This window comes from Acinetobacter sp. GW821-FHT01E09, assembly GCF_059422385.1.
Map to the genome: position 1 here is coordinate 3,534,789 of NZ_JBWKWU010000001.1, position 17,548 is coordinate 3,552,336.

Below are 17,548 nucleotides of genomic sequence, written 5' to 3' on the forward strand. Positions count from 1 at the left end.
CCTTAATTAAAGACAAAACCACCATTTACGGGAATATTCTGTCCAGTCACAAATGAGGACAAATCCGAAAGTAAATAAAGTGCTGTTCCGTTCAGATCCTGTGGTAACTGCTGACGTTGAATCGCACGACCATTTACATATAAATCATGACGATCTTGCGGTACATATTCTGTTGCTTCAACCAGCGTCAATCCTGGAGAAAGCGTATTGATACAAATATTAAATGGCCCTAACTCTCTTGCCATCGAACGGGTCATTGCCAGCAAAGCACCTTTACTTGCAACATAAGCCATCAAGTTAGGTGCGCCCCATAAAGCCGTATCCGATGCCACATTAATCACCTTGCCTGCATCGGACTGCTTGAGATATGGCACACATGCTTTGGTGACCAACCACGTCCCTTTGACATTGATGTTCATGACCCGGTCCCATAGATCGGCGTCATAATCCATCAAGCTTTTACCACCCACATTGGTCGCAAGTGCAGCGCAATTCACCAAACCATCTATTCCAGCTAAATGTTCAGCTGCTTGCTGAACAGCCTGTTGAATCGAATCAGCATTGGCCAAGTCAATCGTGACCGCAGTCACCTGTAGACCCTGTGCCTGCAATACTGCTGCTTCTTGTTGCACAAGATCTGTCAAGATATCCGCCATGACCACTTGAGCACCTGCTTCGGCAATGGCCTGTGCAAAGTCTCGTCCCAAGCCTCTTGCTGCGCCTGTAACAAAGACTTTCTTGCCCTGCAACAATGCGACATTAACCATGAACTTGTTCCTGCATTTCAATACGGTTTGAGCTATTCAAGCTCGCAATTTTCTTTAACTGCTTTTCCGCTTCTTTTTTCATTAAACGGCGTAAGCGCGATAAACCGACATCATGTTGATAGAGGAATTCATGTTGACGTGCGTTTGGCGCAAGATTTTCTAAAATAATTCGATCTTGTTCCAAGACATCCCAATGCAACTTTTCTAAATGATTGCGGTAAAGAAAACGCCAAACATTACGCTGCCAACCACTAACTTTACGACAACGCCAGAAGAAAACACGGGTATTTTGAGCATCAATCGGTGTGGCATAACCCACAATCCAAAACTCACCGCCTGGACCAAAATCTTTACGATAAGGAATCGAAAGACGCAACCAACTTGCACCAGTATTGGCATATTCAACCCAGTCAAAATTGACCCCTGTTTGCCCTTCTTTTTCAAAGACAAAACCATTTTCAGTTGAGCGGTGTTTCATTTCTGCAGTACGCTCACCGTCCGCCATTGAGTGCGAGGTACAATGCAAATAGGTGCCATGCATTGGATCCATTACATTATCAATCGCATATTGATGATTGACCTTCCAATCCGCTTGGCATAGGAATGAACTCCATTCCTCACTCGCCAATTGTTCAGGAAAATCAAGTGGTTTAGCGACTTCATTTGGATCAATGCCAAACCACAGGAAAATTGCACCATGTTGCTCAATCACTGGGTAGCTTTTCACACAGGTTGTGCCTTTCATTGGGCATTCATGTACTGCGGGTACATCTTCAACCTTGCCATCATGGCGAACTTCAACGCCGTGATACCAACATGCCACGCGATTACCTAAGTTCCAACCTAAAGAAAGACGCGCACCACGGTGCGGACAACGATCTTCTAAAGCATGCACCTGACCTTGGTCATCACGCCAAACCACGATATTTTCACCTAAACGGGTAATACCCACAGGATTGGCTGCGACTTCCCAACTTGCCAGTACAGGATGCCATTGATCACGTAAACCTAAATCTAAATACTCCTCAACACTCGGAGTCACTGTTACTGCTGCATTCATCACTGTTCTTCCTTGAATCAATAACCTAAACGTTGCATTTCTTCAGAAAATGTTTCAGAAGTCCAAAGTTCACCAGACTCGCAACGAAAACCTTGTTGATTTAAAGATTGAACTAAATCAGTAAGTTCTGTTACGCCTGAAGAAAAGGCTTGAATTAAATGTTGAACAAAATCCTGCTCATAGACTGTTGGCACTTTATAGCGTGTTTGCCAAACCAGAAGTTCTGGCTGTCCCGGTATTTGAATATTGTTGATCCCTGCTTCGGTCGCTGGCGTGGCATGAATCCAGTTCGCTAGCTTCTCATTAAATGTTTTCATGAGATTCCATCCTTATAAATAAGACTTATAGTTGAATTTGAACGTCCTGCCCTTCAACACGTACGGGATAAGTACACAAATCACGACATCCCGGTCCACTCTTTAGCTCACCTGTTTGAATATCAAAAATTGCCTCATGTAATGGGCATTCCACGGTTTGATCTTCAATAAAACCTTCTGTTAGCAACGCAAAGGCATGTGGGCAAACATTCTCGATCGCAAAATAATTGTCATCGATAAAAAAAACACCAATTTTCTTACCCTCGACTTCTATGGCTTTCGGCTCGTCTTCGGTAATGTCATCTTGCTGACAAACTGAGATCCAACTCATTTTTGCATCCTTATTTGTTTTATATATAAAACTTAATTTAGCATTTAAAACATAATGAATAGCATAAGCTTTGATCATTTTGCTTGTCAAATACTATATTTTTATGTTTTTCAATGAATTAATAAAAAGTTATAATTTTAGATGTTTCTTAATCAAAAAAATGTTTTATATATAAACATTGAGATTAGAAAAATTGATGATTACTATAGTGGTATTCCATGTGCAGGAATTCCAAAATAAACATAGGGCAACTTGGCAATGAACTTAATAAATGATGCTCTCTTGGAGCAAAATGCTGAACCCAATAATGATGAACGTTATTTAGTACCGGGTTTGGTGCGTGGCTTAGCCATTTTAAAATTATTTGATCAACAGCATCAGGAAATGACCATTTCTGAAATCGCAGAAAAATTAGATGTAAACCGTTCGAGTGCTTTTCGTTTAATCCACACTTTAGAGTTTTGTGGTTATTTAAGAAAAATGTCGCAAAAGACTTATGCGCTGAACAGCAACGTGATGGAACTTGGTTTTAACAGCTTATCCAAATCATCGCTGACTGATCTGGCTAGCCCCATCATGCGTGAATTACGCGATAAAATTAAAATTGCTGTGCATCTTTCGATTTTAGAAGACACCGATATTGTCTTTATCAGCAATGCCCAATCTATTGGTTCATTTACCAGTAATGTGCATATTGGTACACGTTGGCATGCCCATGCCACCGTAATTGGACAATTAATTTTATCTCGCCTTTCCGAGGCTGAAGTGGTTAAGCGTTATGAACATTTTACCGATTGGAAAGTCTATTCTGATCGTACACCACGTGATTTGGCGAGTTTATTAGAACGTTTAAACTATGTCCGCAGTCAGGATTTTATGATCAGTTGGGGGCACTTTAATACCGATATGGCTGCCAGTGCTGCACCGATTTATAGTCAGGCAACTCAAGAAATCGCTGCCGTATTATCTGTAAGCTGCCCATTGAGCACCTATACAGAAGATTTATTTAGAGGTGAAATTTCTCAAAATGTAGTTGAGTATGCTGATAAAATTTCAAAATTTATTTATTTTTAAGCATTGATAAATCTAATTACTTCAATTTGGGCATAGTGAAGACTAACCAAATTTTCTACACATACACGCCAAATAAAGAATCCTTCTGGTTTTTATTTGGCGATGATTATTATTTTATTTCTTTTCTTCTTTTTTTTGAGGGGGGCTTAAAATCTCAATGCTCACGCTATGCTTCTTAAAAGAATCGCTGCGCTTTTGGCTAAACCTGAATGTTTAAAAGTCGCAAACATTGGGCTGCTTTATAATTCAATTTCTCTACTGATGATGGCAGAAGCAATTGCTTGAGCAGTAGATTTTACTCCTAAGCGCTTTCTTATACTGCGTAAATGATTTTCAACAGTTCTCTCTGAAATTTTTAAAATGTCGGCAATCTCAAAATGCTTTTGACCCACTGCTGCCCATTTTAAAACTTCTTTTTCACGTTTGGTCAGTATTTTTTTATGCGCAATTCTATGCTTTTGTTTATGTAAAATTTCACCAAAGGCAATATTACAAACCATCTGTACTGTGAGTTTAAAATCAGCACCCATATCCGAAATTTCACCCGCAAATGAAATTGCACCCTCTAAACCTGTTCGACCAAATACGGGCACTTGTATTCCATTGACCTCACCAAGATGCAGAGGGCTTTTGATAATCCGATAGGTTTCTTTTGCAGTTTTTTTATGCAAGCTCTTTGCCCAAAAAAAGGCTTCATCGTATTCAAAAATATGCTTGGTGATTGGGCAGCGGCGTAAATAAACTTCACGCTCTTCGATATTGCTGCGATCAACCCAGTTACCATGCACAAAGAAAACTTCATCAATCCATTCATGTTGGTTTTGAGGTGAAACACTACATACAATAATCCGATCAAAATTTAGCTGAGCAGCAAATCCCACCAGAATTTTAAATAGACTTTCGAGGTCACGTGCTTGTCTCAATTGGTGAACAGTCTGAAACAATAAATCGGCCAGTTGATTGCTTGCAAGTCTCATAAAGCCGTCTTCTCACTAAACTGAACGCTTAAAACTAAAATATTGGAGATCAGTAGCAAATCGCCTCTAGATCTCCAATATTGAGATAAAAAATTGCGTCTAAATAGAAACAACGTCTTGATTGATGCTTATACCAATTCAGGATCAGCCAATAATGTTTCAGCGGCTAACTTACCTAAATTATGCGATGCCAAAGGACTGTCTCCAGTCAGAAGTTTTCGGTCTTTATGGACCTGCCCTGTAATACCTTTATTTAGGATTTTAACGCCTAATTTATCGAGATTTTCACCCACCAACCATTGTAATGGTCCCGGCATATAACCAATTTCAATATTTGCGCCTTTATCTAAAAAGTCAGGAAATACACAAATTTCATAATCTTTAAATATATAGTTTTCTGGTTTTTCATCGACGGCTGCGGCAAGTAAAGCTGCGGGTCCATGACACAGTGTAATCACATATTTATCGTTGTTTATCGCCCATTCTAAAACTTTTTTTACACTTTTACTTTCAGGAATTTTCGCGAGTACACCATGACCACCGGGAATGAAAACCCCTACATATGGCGAGTTTCCAGCAATGATCTCGTCCAAAATATCATCAAGCTTTAACGGGTTTTTAAGTTTTTCAGCATACTTTGCATAAGTATCTAAAACCACTTGATCTTCATTCGGCATCGCCCACATTTCCAACTTGGCAGGATTGCCTGAGAGCGTTGCAATATCAAACTCAAAGCCTGCATTGTCTAAATGAAATACCGGAAGTAACATTTCAACTGGATGATTTCCTGTAGAAAAGAATTTACCGTTTTGCATCAGGATATAGCGCTCATCCGTTGCAATCATCAGAATTTTTTTGTCGCCACGATATGGATTGGGATAAGTCGTACCGTCATAATCTGTTTTCGATGCGGTGTACTGGCTTAAAGAATAAGGGGATGGAAAAAATGCATTATCTTCAGCAGTATCTGGTGTAGGTATTTTACTTAGTTCAGTCATTTTTTACTCCAAGCGTTCTTATAGAGGATATATTCAACATGCACAGTATATTCTGCCCTAAAAAGATTTTTGAATGAGGGAAAACCCCTATTCCTACATTTTTAAAACATATGCTGAATTCAATTTTAATCACGCTATCGCTGCCAATAAACCCTGCCTTATTAACATTAAGCATATGATTTTTATTTAATTAGATTTTAAGAAAGTTTTATATTTTCTACGATCCATACTCACGCTCGATACAGAAATACAACGTAGAAATGAAATACTGTGAGAGATTTTTTAAATGTTGATTGTGTATTAGACTTTGAAACTCAAAATTCCGCTTAGAAAAAATCAATGGCTTCAATGATGAAACTTAACCGTGATCTTAGATTAAGTTTCACCTGATTAGATTAACCGATTATCCTCGTTCACAAACAATGACAAAGTTCATGAATTTAAAATAATAGGTCATCGTTAAATTATTTCCATTCCATCTCACCCGTCAACACTTTAGAGCTTAACTCCAAAGAACTTTCTTCAGCCAAGTTCGGGTATTTTTCTTTTAAAGCAGTAATCACTGATGCTGAATCTTTATGATCTTTTAAAACTTGATCAACATCCACAAGGTATTGATAAGTAAAGTCGATTGCTTGAGTTCCTGTTGGAATATCACCAATATAATGTCCAGGAATCACTGCACGTGGATTTAAACGATTCATTTGTTTTAGCGTTTTTCGCCACTCGTTACGTTCTTTTTCAGTTTGTGCATCTGCTGTCCACAGATGGATCCCTGAAGATAGCCCTACACCACCTAGAATTGTACGATTGCTTGGAACCCAAAGATAAGATGCGTATTTACCCGGTGATTTGATCTCAATTTTTTCACCTTCTAGCACAATGGTTTTATCTTCACTGGCACTCGGTACAATCACTTGAGATGGCGCACCATTTTTTAAGATAGGCCCCCAATAAGCAAACTTACCTTCTTTGGTTGCTTCAATATGTTTAACAACTTCTGGGGTTGCAATCACTTTTGCATCTGGAAACGCTTGTACCAGTGGCTCTAAACCAAAATAAAAATCTGGATCACCCGCTGTAATCACAATATATTTAAGGTTTTTACCGCTGTCTTGAATGATTTTAACCAAGTTCTTTGCATCGTTAACACTAAATTGCGCATCGACCAGCACTGCATCTTTTTCACCCGAAATAAGTGTAGATGTAACTGGAAAAATGCCTTGTGATTGTGGGTTATAAACTTTATAGCTTAACTCTGCTGCAAATGCAGAAGCACTCAACATCACTGAACTTGCAAGAAGTGTTTTTAAGAATAATTTCATATTGTTGGCTCTCTTTAGAATTAAATTAAGATTTAAGTAGTTGTTGATCTAGAAAACGTACAAAATCCTCTGATTTATTATAAAAACCATGAAGTGGTATTTTGCCCATTTCACCATGTTGATTTTCATACACCAATGTTGGAAAACCTTGTCCTCGAACATGGGATAATAATTGGCGTGCATACTGAACATATTCATCTTGTTGATCTTGATCGATCGCATCTAAATATTTTGACCATTGGTCATCATTCAGTCCTAACTCGACAGCAAGTTGAGCCAGTACACTATATTGTGTGACATTTAGACCTTTTTGATAGTAGCCCTGTTGTATTAAATTTAATAACGATATCATCGCGCTATGCCCTAACCCCTGCTGAATACTCAGTAAAGCATGAGTTGCAGGGATAGAATTCATAATCAGTGTGCTGTCTTTAAGCAAACCATTTTTATATTCATCACCAAAATCAACACCTGTGAGTTGATGAATTTGTTCATCATAGTGAATGATCTGTGTTCGCATTGCTGCTGTCATTTGTGGTTGATGATCTTCACTATAAAGTCCACCAAAATGTAGACGTTGTAGATTTGGAAATTTTTCTTCGACTGCATTAATTAAAGGCAATGCACCATAACTCCAGCCGCAGATCGGGTCGATAATCCAGTGTAGAATTGGAGAAGCCATAAATTAACTCTCATCTATAAATATATGATTCAAAATATGTGAAAAGCCACACAGTTTTGCTGATATTTGTTATAGTAAATAATAAACTTACTTTTTGTAAGTACTTACTAAAAAGTAAGTGTTTTTTAGTCGTGGAAAGTTTATGAATACTGATGAATCTTGTTTAGCCGCAAATGTGTTGTCAAAGAATTGCCCCTCTCGGGTTAAGCTTATGCATTTAACCAATCGTTGGGGCGTTTTGGTCATGTTCTGTTTAAGACGAGGAACACATCGTTTTAGTGAGTTAAGACGTAGAATTGATGGCATCAGTGAAAAAATGTTGACTCAAACTTTACGTGATTTGGAAAATGATGGTTTTGTGATTCGTAAAGAATATCCAATTATTCCGCCACATGTAGAATATTCTTTATCTGAAAATAAAGGGGTTGAAGTCGCTGAAAAAATTTATGATTTGGTTCAATGGATTGAACAGAATGAAAATTAACTTAGAATTGTTATAAGTTGTGCCTTTAAGGTTCTTTATTTTTGGGGAAAGGCTTATTCATTTATAAATAATATTACTGAATAAGCCTTTAATGATAGCTTTTATGCAACAAAGCCATTCAGTTAGTATTTTTAAAACAGACAAAAATATATTTTTAGGTCTATTTTCAAAAACAATTAAATATCATTAATATGATATTTTTCTTGTGTTTTTTCATTAAGGAAAATACCATTTCCTAATGCTATATAACTTACCCCTTGATTATATATGAGATTATAAAGCCCTTCATAAAAACTTCCACCTAAATAATAAAGATCTCCAGAATCAGGTACTTCATAGATTCGTCCATCTATATCAATTAAAACATCACGCCCAGCTTTCGTACAAAAACATACTAATTTTTTATTACCACCTAATAACTCTATATATTCACCATTAAACTCATCACTGCAATCATAATTAGCTAGTTTTGTACTTATTTCACCAAATATATAATACGTATTTTGTAAGTCTATATCATCTAATGGCTTATTAAAATAGAACTTTTTCTTTACAAAAGTAATATACCATAGCGACCTTAAAAATAATTCAACATTAGGCTCAAATTCTTTCAAGTCAAATGGTAAGCTATCTAATAATATATCTCTTTCTGGATACCACCCTGCAAAATATAATAACTCATAAAATTCAGAACTAATTTGATGTGGAAACTTCATTTAAAACCTCAATCTACCATTTGATTTCACAGCATCTAGAACTTCAAAACTTGTTAACGCTCCAGAACATGACCCACAGGCAGGAATATACTGACCATTATCAACACGCATCGCTACTGAGACTGCCTGTTTCAGTCTTTTTTTGGAATTTACCCCTTGCCCTAGAGAACAGACTTCAGCACAATTCCCATGCCCTTTTCCTCTGTCCCCTAACTCAACATCATCATAAGCTTTTTTAACAGAATTTGGAGCTTTATCTAATAAAGTATACCCTGTTACATTCGTTCTATTATTGATACCTGTTAAAACATTACCATCTTCAGTTACGATTGCATTTACTACTCGTGCTCGTTGTGAAGCTGGTTTAGCTAATTCCTGAGCTCTAAGCCTATTAGCTGCTAATACTGCTCTGTCCTGCTGTTGACTTAATGTTAATTTTTTATTTAAACCTAAACTATCTATCCATGCTACAGGGTTAGGTGCATACGCATAAGAATTATTCCCCCCTAACAATCCAATCGGATCTTTACTTACAAACCGCCCCACATAAGGCGAGTAATAACGATAACGGTTATAGTGAAGTCCCGTTTCTTCATCAAAATACTGCCCTTGAAAACGAATATTATTTGAAATAATTTCTGAGTTTCCGAAGAAGTCAGATTTCACTTTTTCAGCTTTACATTCACCCCAAGCTTTATACTGCGCTTTCCAAATGATCGCACCAGAGTGGTCTGTCATTTCCTGTGGCGTACCTAAGTGGTCACAATGATAGAACCATACATCATCAAAGCCTTTACTTTTTTTGATGGTTTTCCATATAGGATCACGATAAATACTATAAGGTTTATCTGTCCAATCAAGTGTTTGGTGTAGTTCTATTGAGCTTTGATAAACCGCTTGAACTAAAGGAATAAAACTGCCTTTTTCATAAATATAATGTTTGGTGAAACCTTCTGTGGATTCAAAAGCGACTGTGTCACCATCCCATCCATAAAACACATTCTGTTCAGCACCTGTATGATGATGTTTACTACGTTTTTGAATACGTCTACCTAATGCATCGTAACGATACTCTGCTGTGTATTCAGTATTTCGACTTTTGATTAATCGACCAAATACATCCCATTCAAGATTTAAATCACCTTGGCTCGTTTTTTGTCGAAGTAGTTGACCATAGGCATCATATTGGTATTGTTGGTCTAGGTATTCTTTAACTACATTGTTTACTAAACGATTATAGCCATAATCCTTTTCTTCTATATTTTGCTTGGTTTGTTTATCAGAAGTTGTGTTGTAAGGATCAAGAATATTGTTGGCAGGGTCAAAAGAAAATGTTTCCTTGCCAAGTTTACTTTTTGCATCTAGTAATCGTCCTAAAGGATCATATTTGTAAACGATATTTCCTCGTCTTGTATCGTGAATATCTGTCAATTGCCCTGTTTTATCATATTTGTATAAACGCTGAATCAGTTGCTGGGTTTCATTGATTGCATTATTTTGCTGTTGGGTAGGAGATTGATAACCAAATTCATGACCATTGACAATTCTTTGCTGTGTTAAGCGTCCAATATCATCATATTTCTGTTCTTGGCTAATTCCATTGGCATAGTGCCGTGCGGTTTCTCTGTGTAAATCATCACGCTCAAAGCTAACAACATCTTCACCATTCAAGATCAGGCTTTGAACATGACCACTGCCATAAGTGAGCCAGTCGATATTTTGCCCATCAGGTCGAATCGTCTGAATCCGCACATTCAGCTCATCGTAAGTATGTTTCCACACGGCTGTTTTATTGGTTTTTAAATCCTGATGATGTTCACGGATTTGATTACCAACCGCATCATAGAACCAGTGTGCAGCACTGTCTGCATTTCTTGCTAAGACAAGTTGCCCATTGCTGTCATAGGCAAACTCTTCTATTTGTTGCTGTTCAACTTCATGAGAGTCGTAGCCATAACCTGCAGTACGCTGTTCAAGTCGTCCCATGCTGTCAAATACAAATTGCTGTATCCTGTCTTTCTGTGCAACACGGTCTTTTAAATCCTGACCATAAGCAGATGCAACTTCGATACTGGTTGTCAGTTGTTTAGTTCTGTCATCGTATTTATAGACTGTTTCTTTTCCATCGAAATCAATTTCTTTCAGCAAACGCCCCATGACGTCATAGAAGAACTGGTAACTTGCACCATTTTCATTAATTAACCTCTGCAGGCGACCAAGCTGATCCCATTTGTATTTAAGCTTATGACCTAATGCATCTGTTCGCACAGTGATTAGACCCGACTCATCATACTCGTATCGGGTTTGTTGTTGATTTGGATCAAGGTGCGCAAGTAACCGCCCTTCGGCATCATGTACAAAATGTTCTTCAGTGCCATCAGCATGTTTGATTTTTTCAAGTTGCCCTAAAGCATTTAATGGAACACCTTTAATAATGGCCGTTCTTTGTTCAAGGCCTGATCCAGAATAAAAGTATTCAACTTTTTGTTTTAATACATTCTCGGCAAACTTAACCCGACCACGCTCATCATATCCCCATTTGATTTCTTTGCCTGAACAATCCTGATAACTGAGTAAATTACCCTGTGCATCATATTTAAATGATTTCGAGCCACCTTTGGCATCAATAATACTGGTCGGTAATCCTTGAGCACTATAACTGTATGAAGTTTCACGCTGTAATGGATCTATTTCTTTGATCAGCTGATCTTTATTATCATATTCATTTTTCCAGATAGCTCCTTCAGCATTTTTAATTTCTACTGGATTACCATTTTCATATTTATATTCGACTGAACTGCCATCGGGATTGATAGATTCTAATAAATCACCCTGATCGTTATACCGATAAATATAGACTTCGCCAGTCGTTGTAAAGTGCTGAGTGATTTTTGAATTACTATCACGGATAAACCATTCTTCTAGTTCATCAGGGTAAACAATACGATAATTATAACCATCAATATCATAATGATACTGAGTTACATTACCCTCGCCATCAATTACTAAGGTACAACGCTTATCATCTAGCCATGCTAAAGATAATTCTTGGCTACCGTCATCTGCCCATTCATGAAATGCTCTGGCTTCATATGTTTCACCATCCCATTCTAGATTTATTGCTCGATTGGTTAAGTCTGTATAACGGGTAAGTAAATGTTTATGATAAGAATAGTGATAATTCGCATGATCTCGAGTGGTTGCCTGTATTAAATCACCTTGCTGATCATAAGAATAACTTGCTATATCCGAGCGCTTACCATCTTTGTTGAGAATCAGCTTTTCAATTTTTTGATTTGAATTTTTTATGCATTCAATATAACAGTCCAGTTTTTTATCATTAAAAAACTCGATCTTATTTAATATACCTTCTTCATGCCCAATAAGTATGGTGCTTTGATCAGGTTTTACAATTGCTTTCAGAATGTATTGATCTTTATATTTTTCAAATAAATATTGTTCCTTATTTTTATACTCAATGACCAAACTATTACCAAGATTGGTAATATACAAATTTTCAGCAACAGATAAATAAGTTGTATTTTCAGCGAGTTTAGGAAGATGAATAATTCGCCCTGTCTCATCGACAAATAAAAATTTGTCATCTTCAACAAAAATTTTCAGTGTCCAAGGTGTAAGCCATCTTGCACCAAACTCACTCTTATCATAGCCTTCCAAATTAGAAGCGTAGCTTCGAGTTTGGAAAATTCCTCTTGTTGAAAATATGTCAGCATCAAGATGAGTGAGAGATTCAACACCAGTTATAAAACTAATACTTTTTTTACTTGCGACAGCCCCACCACAATTACATGGATTTGGATCTTTTTTAGGTTTTGTAACTTTTGATTTACTTTCCAAAGGCGCCGCGGGTGTAACGCTTTTAACTTGTGTTGTTGTGTTTGGTTTTACAGCACCACCTTTTGGTCTTCTTTTTAATACTGATTTTAATATTTCAATAAATTTTAATAGATACGTCTTTGCTTTTGCCTTAATTGCTTGAGCAGCTTTTGCACCAAATGTTTTTATTTTAGTTGCAACTGCTAAAAGTGCCGCTTTCCCAGCTGCCCCCAATCTTGCCAAGATTTTTTGTAAAACTTGATTTGCAACTTGTCCCACTTGCGCTGAGGCAGATAAGGTGAGTGCTTTAAACAAGTTATCAAAGGTATTTTTAGGATCTCGGATTAAACTACCTGTAGTCACCTTGCTAAAACTTTTCTGTGCATCTTTTTGAGCATTTGCAATCGCTATAGGGTTAACAGCCTGACCATTTGCAATATTGATTAAGCCCGATGAAAAATCATTAGATATTTTCATCGCATAATCCGAACAGCCATTGATTAAAGTATCAATTTGCCCTGTCGCTTTATCTACGAAAGGTTGTATTTGACCCGCAAGAGCATCATTTAAACTAGCTTGTATTGCACTTTCCACAGCCAAAGCTAAAGTTGTTTTACCTGTAGATACTGCATTTCTTGCCGCCATGACCATCGGCCTTAGGGTCATACGAGCTGTATTCATTCCTGGAGGGACTGGAATAACACCAATCAAATTAATACAAAGATCTACCCAATCTAATATGGCTGGATTTGGATTGTTAACCAAATTGATAATACCTTCGACCACATCAACAAGAGCAATAATATTACCGACTACAGGGATAACGCCTGCAACTTGAGCAAGAGTATTTAAATCAAAATCAGGACTAATATTTTGTTTTAGCCAATCATTGATGCTATTTCGACTTGATACAATATCTTGAGGTGCAATACTTTGAAGTGGGGCAACCACTACTTGTGTTTTTAAACTATTTGCTAATGTTACTATTGCTTGTTTTTGTTCTGGAGTTTGGTTTCCTGGCTTTGAAGGAACCATGCCTAATAGACCCATGTTTTATTCCTTATTTTTTTAATTTATGAAGATTAGCTACCAAACTTGAAGCATTACTAAATGCCTTAGACACATCTGATCTTGTATTTTTCATTTTTGAAATTGAATTAAATATCATATCTGGATTAAAACCTTCTAATTGTTGTGCTGTTGGCCATTCAGCTTGTCTTTTTAAATCGCTAGTTTCAGCCCAAGGGTCTCTTTGATCCCCCTCAAAAAATACTTTAACTGAGCCAGGAACAATACCTGTAACACGTGCAAAACCTTTATCATCAAGCACGCCTTGATACTCTTTACCCTTAACATCAACTACTTTAAATTTCCCTTGTTTTATCGCCTCACCATGAATATAGCTATTGAAAAGCTCCAACACACCTTTGGCATTATTTGACTTCAATGATTGCTGTGAAGTATTGATATGCGCTCCAGGTTTAAACACATGCTGCCCAGCATTCACCTCAAACTTTCCACCTGTTTTTGGGAAAATTCCTGAATTATTCAGCGCAATTTGCGATGAACCACCTGTAATCACAACCTCTTTAGGACTACTAATCACAACTTTGTCATCAGTAGATGAAATGTTAATTCCCAGTTTGGCAAATACATCTAAAGCATCTGACTGTGCTTGAATTTCAACTTTACTTTGCGCTGCAATGGCTTTAATGCCACCTTGAGCAGCAAATAAACTGAGTTTGTTTTGCGCGTGTGCAATCAAATTCTTTTGCGTACTCAAGTTGATGCTATCGCCTGCAATCTGATTGATCTGCGAATCTGCGGAGATATGAATATCTTCAGGGGTACTTAAGGCAATCCCATCTTGTGAGCTTAATAAAAGCAAGGCTTTATTAAATTTAGCAATTTTTTGCTCGAGCTGTTCTGTAAATTCTTTCAGTTGCTCAATTGATTCAATTTCATCCGTCTTTTGGTTCTTGGCAATATCGCTTAAGGCTTTACTGTTGGTCTGACTACCTTCAAGTTGCTTTTTGGCAAACTCTGAATCAAGGTGATCACCTTTGGCTTGGTCTTGTTTATAGGTTGAAAGCAGTAAACCTTGCCCTGCACGTACTGCTCCCCATTGGTCTGTACGAAGTTCAAAGCCTTCACCACGATCTTCACTTTCTGCTTTGTCTTTTGGGTGACTCAGTTTGCCCAAGTTAAGTTGGCTGGCGGCATGACTACTCTGTAACTGGCTACTGATTTGGCCAGTAGTATCGTCAAACCTCAGTTGATTGTAGCCACTGCCTTGATACTCTCGACTTTTTATTCCTGCCAGTTTCTTGGTGTCAGGCAGTTTGCCTTTGTCATCAAACTTGCTTGGATGACGTTGCGCTTCATGGATGCGCCCAACCACAAATGGACGGTCAATGTTGCCATCAAAGAAATCAATAACAACGATCTCACCTATTCTCGGTAAGAACCGCGCACCATAGCCTTCACCTGCCCACGGGGTCAGGACATCGACCCAAGCTGAATCTGTATCGTTATCATTAGAACCCGCACCGCCATCATGGGTATTGTCTTCATTACGGCTAAACAGGAAGCGAACTTTAATACGCCCCCATTCATCAACATGGATTTCTTCTCCGCTTGGCCCCACCACTTTGGCCCGTTGCGGTGATGCAAGCGGTCGGTGTTGTAATGGGTTATAGGCTGGAACCGTGCTGATATTACGACGTTGAATGGTTAAATTACTGGCTTGACGTTCATCACTCGTGTTGCTGGTGATTTGACTTGTTTGCCAATTGCTTTGTTGAACTAAAGCGGTGACTTGATCAGTGAGATCTTTGGGTAAATTATTTTGGTTATAAAAGCTTTTAGCCGTGATTAAAAACTCTTTGTCTGCACCTGAGTGTTGATCTATCTCAGGGTGTTCATTCAGTTCAAACCAATAACCAACATGTGCATCGCGCACAGTTGACGTTGCTGTAAATTGTTTGGCTTGTGAATCGTAGTAGTTACTGAGGTTTTGGTTAAACTTTTCAATCTGACTGTTGCCCGATGGCGTTGCACCATCTTCGCCATTAAGGTCTTGTATCCATGCAGGGCTAAAGTGCCATGCTTGTTCTAAAGCTAAACTGGCATTGTCATAATTTTCACTATGGCTGTGTTTACTTTGGACACTGCCAGCGCCTTCATCAATATCCAATACATCAGCTTGCCAACGTTGGATATACACTGAAGTCGGTTGAATGGAACGCTGACCAATAAAATTGGTAATTGAATCAGTTTTTTCTACGGCGCTGCTTCTATGGAAGCGAATATTGCGGCGTTCTAAGGCACTAAATTGCGAATTATCATCAATTAAACGAAGCTTTTGTGTTTGGATTTGTTCTGTTGAACTCGACACTTTAAGTTGTGCTTCATCGATCAGCCAGTTAATCCCTTCACTTCTCATCAAACGGGTCAGGAAGTCAAAGTCGCTTTCAGATGCCTGCATAATGAATGGGCGTACATCATAGTCTTTGCTTAAACCACTCTTGTCCAATGTCAGACTTGAAGCAAACAGTAGACTGCGTTGTGCCCATTCTTGGAATACGGTCTGGATCACATCCACAACCGACTTATTCATAAATACTCGAGAGTTTCTACGGTGTTTCCAAAGTGCTGTTGGGTCTTCTACAGTCAAACGATAGATGGTAAGAGAACCATCAGATGCGCCAATATCGGCTTGGGTCACAATTCCTGAAATACGGGTTAACTCGGATTTATCTGTGACGATATCAATCGCAGCTTGAGTTCCAATAAAGCTTTTTAAAGGAATACTTGCTGACGTTGCAAGACAGATGAGTTGGAGCCGAACACCCTCATTGATTTGATGTGTTCCATCGATACGTTGTAGGAATACTTGCTGGCTCAACGCCGAATTAGAAAATTGTACGTGAATCGCACGTTTTTGTGCTGATAAGCCAAGCTGCTCCAAAGCAGCGTAAATATTGTTAGACATGCATTATTATTTAATTTTAAATTGTGATGTATTCTACTAAAAAGTTAGGCGGACTGTCTATACAGACCTGTCTATTTATTACTGGTTATTTACACAACACTGACTAGGTTTTGAATATGCCCTTTTTAGCTCAATATCATTATTGATAATGGTCATTTGCACTGATTAAAAACTTGAAAGTGCACTTACAGTTTTTTCACCAAACATAAGTGATCAACAGCCCAAGATAAAAAGCTAAAATATCAAACGTATCCAATATTAATATTGGGTTCTTATTCACGCTCTAAAATACGGGGGCCAGATCCTTCATGTCTCAATACATCTTCTGGATTACGTAAAGGACATTGTTTTAGAGATAAACAACCACAACCGATACACCAATCCATTTCATCTCTTAAACGTGTTAGTTTTTGAATACGCTCATCTAAATCCTTACGCCAATGCGATGATAAAACTGACCATTGTTCTGCGGTTAATTTGCTTCCCATAGGATAAACACTTAATGCATTTTTAATTTCCTCCAGAGAAATTCCGACTTTTTGTGCAACCTTAATAATTCCAATATAACGTAAGACAATTGATGGAAAACGACGCTGATTTCCATTTGTTCTGATACTTTTAATTAGTCCTTTCGACTCATAAAAATGCAAGGTTGAAACGGCTACACCACTCCGTTTAGCCACCTCTCCTACTGTCATCATTCGATTAAAATCAATTTTTTCTTCTGCCTGCATTTTGATATTTCTCAACATTACTTGAGGTTTTATAATTCAGCAAAGTACATTTGTCAATTGATCTTAGCTGCCATGGCTTTTCATCATTACAACTCAAAATACAAAAAACGTTATCACCAATTTAATCCATTGTAAAAATCTTATCCCTCTACAAATTTTCTGATCAAAGCCCATTGACCTAAATATAACTTGAGGTTTTAGACTGCTTGCCACAGCTGTTACGAATAACAGCAAGCTATTCATTTTAAAGGT

Annotated in this window: 14 protein-coding genes; 2 read left to right on the forward strand and 12 right to left on the reverse strand. The window is 37.8% G+C overall.

Features of this window, described 5'->3' with window-relative positions; genetic code table 11:
* Positions 1-2 precede the first annotated feature (2 nt).
* From AC07U8_RS16170 to AC07U8_RS16185, 4 genes are read right to left on the reverse strand one after another with little or no spacing between them, the layout of a single operon-like run.
* Entirely contained in the window at positions 3-767 is a 765-nt protein-coding gene (locus AC07U8_RS16170; RefSeq protein WP_105713500.1) for an SDR family oxidoreductase, read from the reverse strand.
* Positions 760-1,827, reverse strand: a complete 1,068-nt coding sequence (locus AC07U8_RS16175; RefSeq protein ID WP_239045100.1) for a Rieske 2Fe-2S domain-containing protein — start codon at positions 1,825-1,827, stop codon at positions 760-762. The genes AC07U8_RS16170 and AC07U8_RS16175 overlap by 8 nt, the downstream gene beginning before the upstream one ends.
* A 17-nt stretch (positions 1,828-1,844) precedes the next feature.
* Positions 1,845-2,144, reverse strand: coding sequence for a recombinase-like helix-turn-helix domain-containing protein (locus AC07U8_RS16180; RefSeq protein ID WP_004823462.1), 300 nt, complete (start codon positions 2,142-2,144; stop codon positions 1,845-1,847).
* Between the two features lie 25 nt (positions 2,145-2,169).
* Complete coding sequence (locus tag AC07U8_RS16185; protein WP_034615827.1) at positions 2,170-2,475, reverse strand: non-heme iron oxygenase ferredoxin subunit; 306 nt, start codon at positions 2,473-2,475, stop codon at positions 2,170-2,172.
* 258 nt (positions 2,476-2,733) lie between these two features.
* Here AC07U8_RS16185 and AC07U8_RS16190 point away from each other — a divergent pair, with 258 nt between their 5' ends.
* Positions 2,734-3,549 carry an IclR family transcriptional regulator gene (locus tag AC07U8_RS16190; RefSeq protein WP_105713499.1) on the forward strand — a complete coding sequence of 272 codons (816 nt, stop codon included), beginning with the start codon at positions 2,734-2,736 and terminating at the stop codon, positions 3,547-3,549.
* Between the two features lie 239 nt (positions 3,550-3,788).
* Here the strand turns inward: AC07U8_RS16190 and AC07U8_RS16195 are convergent, their stop codons facing one another.
* From AC07U8_RS16195 to AC07U8_RS16210, 4 genes are all read right to left on the reverse strand, one after another.
* The gene (locus tag AC07U8_RS16195; protein ID WP_105713498.1) at positions 3,789-4,526 is read right to left on the reverse strand and encodes a PA1136 family autoinducer-binding transcriptional regulator; all 738 of its coding nucleotides are present in this window, start codon (positions 4,524-4,526) and stop codon (positions 3,789-3,791) included.
* A gap of 128 nt (positions 4,527-4,654) precedes the next feature.
* Entirely contained in the window at positions 4,655-5,524 is an 870-nt protein-coding gene (hchA, locus tag AC07U8_RS16200; RefSeq protein WP_270383479.1) for a glyoxalase III HchA, read from the reverse strand.
* A 464-nt stretch (positions 5,525-5,988) separates the two neighbouring features.
* Positions 5,989-6,849 carry a Vmh family MBL fold metallo-hydrolase gene (locus tag AC07U8_RS16205; RefSeq protein ID WP_270383476.1) on the reverse strand — a complete coding sequence of 287 codons (861 nt, stop codon included), beginning with the start codon at positions 6,847-6,849 and terminating at the stop codon, positions 5,989-5,991.
* Between the two features lie 25 nt (positions 6,850-6,874).
* Positions 6,875-7,531: a DsbA family protein gene (locus AC07U8_RS16210; protein WP_270383473.1), complete on the reverse strand. Its 657-nt coding sequence runs from the start codon at positions 7,529-7,531 to the stop codon at positions 6,875-6,877.
* A gap of 142 nt (positions 7,532-7,673) precedes the next feature.
* Here AC07U8_RS16210 and AC07U8_RS16215 point away from each other — a divergent pair, with 142 nt between their 5' ends.
* Entirely contained in the window at positions 7,674-8,015 is a 342-nt protein-coding gene (locus tag AC07U8_RS16215) for a winged helix-turn-helix transcriptional regulator (RefSeq protein ID WP_004717650.1), read from the forward strand.
* 176 nt (positions 8,016-8,191) lie between these two features.
* Here AC07U8_RS16215 and AC07U8_RS16220 read toward each other — a convergent pair whose 3' ends face one another.
* The 4 genes from AC07U8_RS16220 to soxR all read right to left on the reverse strand — a co-directional run bounded on the left by AC07U8_RS16220 (position 8,192) and on the right by soxR (position 17,296).
* A complete protein-coding gene (locus tag AC07U8_RS16220) occupies positions 8,192-8,731 on the reverse strand; it encodes an SUKH-3 domain-containing protein (protein ID WP_151802862.1) in 540 nt (179 codons plus the stop codon).
* Complete coding sequence (locus tag AC07U8_RS16225; RefSeq protein WP_494738268.1) at positions 8,732-13,618, reverse strand: RHS repeat-associated core domain-containing protein; 4,887 nt, start codon at positions 13,616-13,618, stop codon at positions 8,732-8,734.
* A gap of 10 nt (positions 13,619-13,628) precedes the next feature.
* Positions 13,629-16,562, reverse strand: a complete 2,934-nt coding sequence (locus AC07U8_RS16230; protein ID WP_494738269.1) for a type VI secretion system Vgr family protein — start codon at positions 16,560-16,562, stop codon at positions 13,629-13,631.
* 272 nt (positions 16,563-16,834) lie between these two features.
* Complete coding sequence (gene soxR / locus AC07U8_RS16235) at positions 16,835-17,296, reverse strand: redox-sensitive transcriptional activator SoxR (RefSeq protein ID WP_004823478.1); 462 nt, start codon at positions 17,294-17,296, stop codon at positions 16,835-16,837.
* Between the last annotated feature and the right edge of the window lie 252 nt (positions 17,297-17,548).

Bases quoted from the DNA above. Each gene is read 5' to 3' on its own strand.
- AC07U8_RS16205 (WP_270383476.1), bottom strand. From the start codon at position 6,849: ATGAAATTATTCTTAAAAACACTTCTTGCAAGTTCAGTGATGTTGAGT.
- AC07U8_RS16180 (WP_004823462.1), bottom strand. From the start codon at position 2,144: ATGAAAACATTTAATGAGAAGCTAGCGAACTGGATTCATGCCACGCCA.
- AC07U8_RS16215 (WP_004717650.1), top strand. From the start codon at position 7,674: ATGAATACTGATGAATCTTGTTTAGCCGCAAATGTGTTGTCAAAGAAT.
- AC07U8_RS16190 (WP_105713499.1), top strand. From the start codon at position 2,734: ATGAACTTAATAAATGATGCTCTCTTGGAGCAAAATGCTGAACCCAAT.
- AC07U8_RS16195 (WP_105713498.1), bottom strand. From the start codon at position 4,526: ATGAGACTTGCAAGCAATCAACTGGCCGATTTATTGTTTCAGACTGTT.
- AC07U8_RS16225 (WP_494738268.1), bottom strand. From the start codon at position 13,618: ATGGGTCTATTAGGCATGGTTCCTTCAAAGCCAGGAAACCAAACTCCA.
- hchA (WP_270383479.1), bottom strand. From the start codon at position 5,524: ATGACTGAACTAAGTAAAATACCTACACCAGATACTGCTGAAGATAAT.
- AC07U8_RS16230 (WP_494738269.1), bottom strand. From the start codon at position 16,562: ATGTCTAACAATATTTACGCTGCTTTGGAGCAGCTTGGCTTATCAGCA.
- AC07U8_RS16170 (WP_105713500.1), bottom strand. From the start codon at position 767: ATGGTTAATGTCGCATTGTTGCAGGGCAAGAAAGTCTTTGTTACAGGC.
- AC07U8_RS16175 (WP_239045100.1), bottom strand. From the start codon at position 1,827: ATGAATGCAGCAGTAACAGTGACTCCGAGTGTTGAGGAGTATTTAGAT.
- AC07U8_RS16185 (WP_034615827.1), bottom strand. From the start codon at position 2,475: ATGAGTTGGATCTCAGTTTGTCAGCAAGATGACATTACCGAAGACGAG.
- AC07U8_RS16220 (WP_151802862.1), bottom strand. From the start codon at position 8,731: ATGAAGTTTCCACATCAAATTAGTTCTGAATTTTATGAGTTATTATAT.
- AC07U8_RS16210 (WP_270383473.1), bottom strand. From the start codon at position 7,531: ATGGCTTCTCCAATTCTACACTGGATTATCGACCCGATCTGCGGCTGG.
- soxR (WP_004823478.1), bottom strand. From the start codon at position 17,296: ATGCAGGCAGAAGAAAAAATTGATTTTAATCGAATGATGACAGTAGGA.